The organism is Arthrobacter sp. 2YAF22_2 (genome assembly GCF_052114645.1).
GTDB lineage: Bacteria > Actinomycetota > Actinomycetes > Actinomycetales > Micrococcaceae > Arthrobacter.
Map to the genome: position 1 here is coordinate 1 of NZ_JBFRFD010000358.1, position 3,849 is coordinate 3,849.

Sequence of the window (3,849 nt, forward strand, 5' to 3'; positions counted from 1 at the left end):
CGCGTTGCCGACATCCTGAAGGCCGAAGGTTACATCGCCTCCTGGAAAGAAGAAGACGCTGAGGTTGGCAAGAAGCTGACCCTCGAGCTCAAGTTCGGTCCGAACCGCGAGCGTTCCATCGCTGGCGTTCGTCGTATTTCCAAGCCGGGACTGCGCGTATACGCAAAGTCCACCAACCTGCCGCACGTGCTCGGTGGCCTGGGTGTTGCAATCCTGTCCACCTCTTCCGGCCTCTTGACTGACAAGCAGGCCGGCAAGAAGGGCGTGGGCGGCGAAGTCCTCGCTTACGTCTGGTAACGGGAAAGGAAGAGAATAATGTCACGTATTGGACGTCTCCCCATCACCGTTCCTGCCGGCGTTGAGGTCAAGGTTGACGGCTCTGTCGTCAGCGTCAAGGGTTCCAAAGGCGAGCTGAGCCACACTGTGGCGAGCCCGATCGAGGTCTCCCTGGAAGAAGGCACCCTGACTGTCGCCCGCCCGAACGACGAGCGCGCCTCACGTTCGCTGCACGGCCTGACCCGCACCCTGATCGCCAACATGATCCAGGGTGTCACCGCAGGCTACGAGAAGAAGCTTGAGATTGTCGGTACCGGTTACCGCGTCCAGGCCAAGGGTTCTGACCTGGAGTTCGCTCTGGGCTACAGCCACCCGGTCAACGTCTCGGCACCGAACGGCATCACCTTTGCAGTTGAGACCCCGACCAAGCTCTCTGTTTCAGGTATCTCCAAGCAGCAGGTCGGCGAGGTTGCTGCCAACATTCGCAAGCTGCGGAAGCCGGACCCCTACAAGGGCAAGGGCATCCGTTACGCAGGCGAAGTCATCCGCCGCAAGGTCGGAAAGGCTGGTAAGTAACCATGGCGATCGCAATTAACAAGAAGCGTACGAACAAGAGCAAGTCTGCCCAGCGCAGCCGCCGCCAGCTTCGTATCCGCAAGCGCATTTCCGGTACGGCTGTACGTCCGCGTCTGGTCGTCAACCGTTCCGCACGCCACGTATTCGTCCAGGTTGTCGATGACACCAAGGGCCTGACCGTAGCGAGCGCGTCCACTCTGGAAGCCGACCTTCGTGCATTCGACGGTGACAAGACCGCCAAAGCCAAGCGCGTCGGCGAGCTCGTCGCCGAGCGTGCCAAGGCTGCCGGCATCGAGGCAGTTGTCTTCGACCGCGGTGGTAACAAGTACCACGGCCGGATCGCCGCCGTCGCTGACGGCGCACGTGAAGGTGGGCTCGCACTGTGACCGAAAATAACGAAAAGGACATTCAGGTGACTGAAGCTGTAGCTGCTCCGGCAACTGAGACCGCTGCGCCTGCTACCACCGACGGCGCCCGTGGTGGCGCCCGTCGTGGCGAGCGTGGCGACCGCGGCCAGGGCCGTGGCGACCGTGGTGGCCGTGGTGGCCGTGACGGCGGCCGCGAAGCCGAGAAGAGCCAGTTCGTAGAGCGCGTCGTAACCATCAACCGTGTTTCCAAGGTCGTCAAGGGTGGTCGTCGCTTCAGCTTCACCGCGCTCGTCGTCGTCGGTGACGGCAACGGTATGGTCGGCGTCGGCTACGGCAAGGCCAAGGAAGTTCCCGCCGCCATCGCGAAGGGCGTTGAAGAGGCCAAGAAGTCCTTCTTCCGCGTTCCCCGCATCGGCAGCACCATTCCGCACCGTGTTCAGGGCGAAGCCGCCGCAGGCGTCGTCATGCTGCGTCCGGCTTCCGCCGGTACCGGTGTTATCGCCGGCGGTCCGGTCCGTGCAGTACTGGAGTGCGTGGGCATCCACGACATCCTCTCCAAGTCGCTCGGTTCCTCCAATGCCATCAACATCGTTCACGCGACCGTTGATGCGCTGAAGCGCCTCGAAGAGCCGGCAGCAGTGGCAGCACGCCGCGGCCTCCCGCTCGACGAGATCGCTCCGGCGGCAATGGTGAAGGCGATCATGAACCAGAAGGCAGGTGTCTGAGTCGTGGCTAAAAACCTGATTCCCTCCGACGCCCAGTTGGAGATCACTCAGATCAAGTCCGTCATTGGCGGCAAGCAGAACCAGCGCGACACCCTGCGGTCCCTCGGCCTGAAGCGGATCGGACACACCGTTGTCCGCACCGCCGATGCCGTGACCGTTGGAATGCTCAACACGGTTCCGCACCTGGTAAAGGTAGAGGAGGCGAAGTAAATGGCAGAGAAGAACACCGCCGAGAAGGCACAGGGCGCCGCTGCTGAGAAGCAGAACGCACTGAAGGTTCACCACCTGCGTCCCGCCCCGGGTGCCAAGACCGCCAAGACCCGCGTTGGTCGTGGTGAAGGTTCCAAGGGTAAGACCGCCGGTCGCGGTACCAAGGGTACGAAGGCCCGCTACCAGATCAAGGCTGGCTTTGCCGGCGGCCAGCTGCCGCTGCACATGCGCCTGCCGAAGCTGCGCGGCTTCAAGAACCCGTTCCGGGTTGAGTACCAGGTTGTAAACCTGGACAAGCTCAACGAGCTGTTCCCGGAAGGTGGCGCAGTCACCGTGGAGAACCTGGTCGAAAAGGGTGCCGTTCGCAAGAACCAGCCCGTCAAGGTGCTGGGCACCGGCGACATCACCGTCAAGGTTGACGTCACCGTCCACGCATTCTCGGCCAGTGCCGCAGAAAAGATTGCCGCAGCAGGCGGAAGCACCACCGCCCTCTAAGGAGGCGGCGGGGCATTCGCCCGTTGTTGAAACTCCCGGCTCCGGGGCTCCGGCCCCGGCGTCGGGAGTTTTTTCATTTCCGGGCCCCGCCGATTGTTCGGCGGGCGCATCCACCCGTTAGACTCGGTTGTTGGGTTTATTTGACCTGTCTCACACGACTTTACTTATTCCTCAGGAGGACGCTTGCTTAGCGCATTCGGCCGGGCCTTTCGCACGCCTGATCTGCGACGCAAGTTGTTGTTCACGCTGGCAATCATCACAATCTTCCGCTTGGGTGCGTTCATCCCCTCGCCTGGTGTGAGCTACCAGAATGTCCAGCAATGCTTGCAGAACGGTCAGACCACGGGCGGGATCTACCAGCTCGTCAACCTGTTCAGCGGCGGTGCCTTGCTGCAGGTCTCAATTTTCGCGCTCGGGATCATGCCGTACATCACGTCCAGCATCATCGTCCAGCTGCTCCGGGTGGTCATTCCCCGGTTCCAGCAGCTCTACGACGAGGGCGCCTCGGGCCAGTCCAAGCTGACGCAGTACACGCGTTACCTGACGATCGCCCTCGGCCTGCTGAACGCCACGACGCTGGTGTCGCTGGCGCGCTCCGGCCAGCTGCTGCCTAACTGCCAGCTGCCGATCATCCCGGACACCAGCATCATCACCACGATCCTCATCATCATCACCCTGACGGCCGGTACCGGCCTGATCATGTGGATGGGCGAGCTCGTGACGGAAAAGGGCGTGGGCAACGGCATGTCGCTACTCATTTTCACGTCCATTGCCGCCGGCTTCCCGACGTCGCTGGGCGCGATCTGGAAGGCGCAGGGGCCGGGCACGTTCTTCATGGTGCTGGTCATCGGCTTGCTCACAGTGGCGCTGGTCGTCTTTGTCGAGCAGTCCCAGCGCCGCATCCCGGTGCAGTACGCCAAGCGCATGATCGGCCGCCGCACCGTGGGCGGCACCAGCACCTACATCCCCATCAAGGTGAACATGGCCGGCGTCGTGCCCGTCATTTTCGCGTCCTCGATGCTCTACCTGCCGGGCCTGATTTCGCAGTTCAACCAGCCCAAGCCAGGCGAGTCCATGGCGCCGTGGGTTGAGTGGATCAACAACAACCTGACCCGCGGTGACCACCCCATCTACATGGCGCTCTACTTCGCCATGATTGTCTTCTTCACGTACTTCTATGTCGCGATTACTTTCAACCC

7 protein-coding genes are annotated in these 3,849 nt (G+C 62.2%); all 7 read left to right on the forward strand.

The window, feature by feature from the left end; all coding sequences use genetic code 11:
• Positions 1 to 297 (forward strand): 30S ribosomal protein S8 (gene rpsH / locus AB4Y86_RS13900; RefSeq protein WP_441402799.1); only part of this gene is annotated, 297 nt, incomplete at its 5' end.
• A gap of 18 nt (positions 298 to 315) precedes the next feature.
• Positions 316 to 852: a 50S ribosomal protein L6 gene (gene rplF / locus AB4Y86_RS13905; protein ID WP_090575311.1), complete on the forward strand. Its 537-nt coding sequence runs from the start codon at positions 316 to 318 to the stop codon at positions 850 to 852.
• 2 nt (positions 853 to 854) lie between these two features.
• Entirely contained in the window at positions 855 to 1,238 is a 384-nt protein-coding gene (rplR, locus tag AB4Y86_RS13910) for a 50S ribosomal protein L18 (protein ID WP_018773674.1), read from the forward strand.
• A gap of 26 nt (positions 1,239 to 1,264) precedes the next feature.
• Positions 1,265 to 1,945, forward strand: coding sequence for a 30S ribosomal protein S5 (gene rpsE / locus AB4Y86_RS13915; protein ID WP_441402800.1), 681 nt, complete (start codon positions 1,265 to 1,267; stop codon positions 1,943 to 1,945).
• A gap of 3 nt (positions 1,946 to 1,948) precedes the next feature.
• Positions 1,949 to 2,155, forward strand: coding sequence for a 50S ribosomal protein L30 (gene rpmD, locus AB4Y86_RS13920; protein WP_267275868.1), 207 nt, complete (start codon positions 1,949 to 1,951; stop codon positions 2,153 to 2,155).
• On the forward strand, positions 2,156 to 2,650 hold the full coding sequence (gene rplO, locus AB4Y86_RS13925) for a 50S ribosomal protein L15 (protein WP_011692793.1): 495 nt from the start codon (positions 2,156 to 2,158) through the stop codon (positions 2,648 to 2,650).
• 183 nt (positions 2,651 to 2,833) lie between these two features.
• Positions 2,834 to 3,849 (forward strand): preprotein translocase subunit SecY (gene secY / locus AB4Y86_RS13930; protein WP_441402801.1); only part of this gene is annotated, 1,016 nt, incomplete at its 3' end.

Bases quoted from the DNA above. Each gene is read 5' to 3' on its own strand.
- rplF (WP_090575311.1), top strand. From the start codon at position 316: ATGTCACGTATTGGACGTCTCCCCATCACCGTTCCTGCCGGCGTTGAG.
- rplR (WP_018773674.1), top strand. From the start codon at position 855: ATGGCGATCGCAATTAACAAGAAGCGTACGAACAAGAGCAAGTCTGCC.
- rplO (WP_011692793.1), top strand. From the start codon at position 2,156: ATGGCAGAGAAGAACACCGCCGAGAAGGCACAGGGCGCCGCTGCTGAG.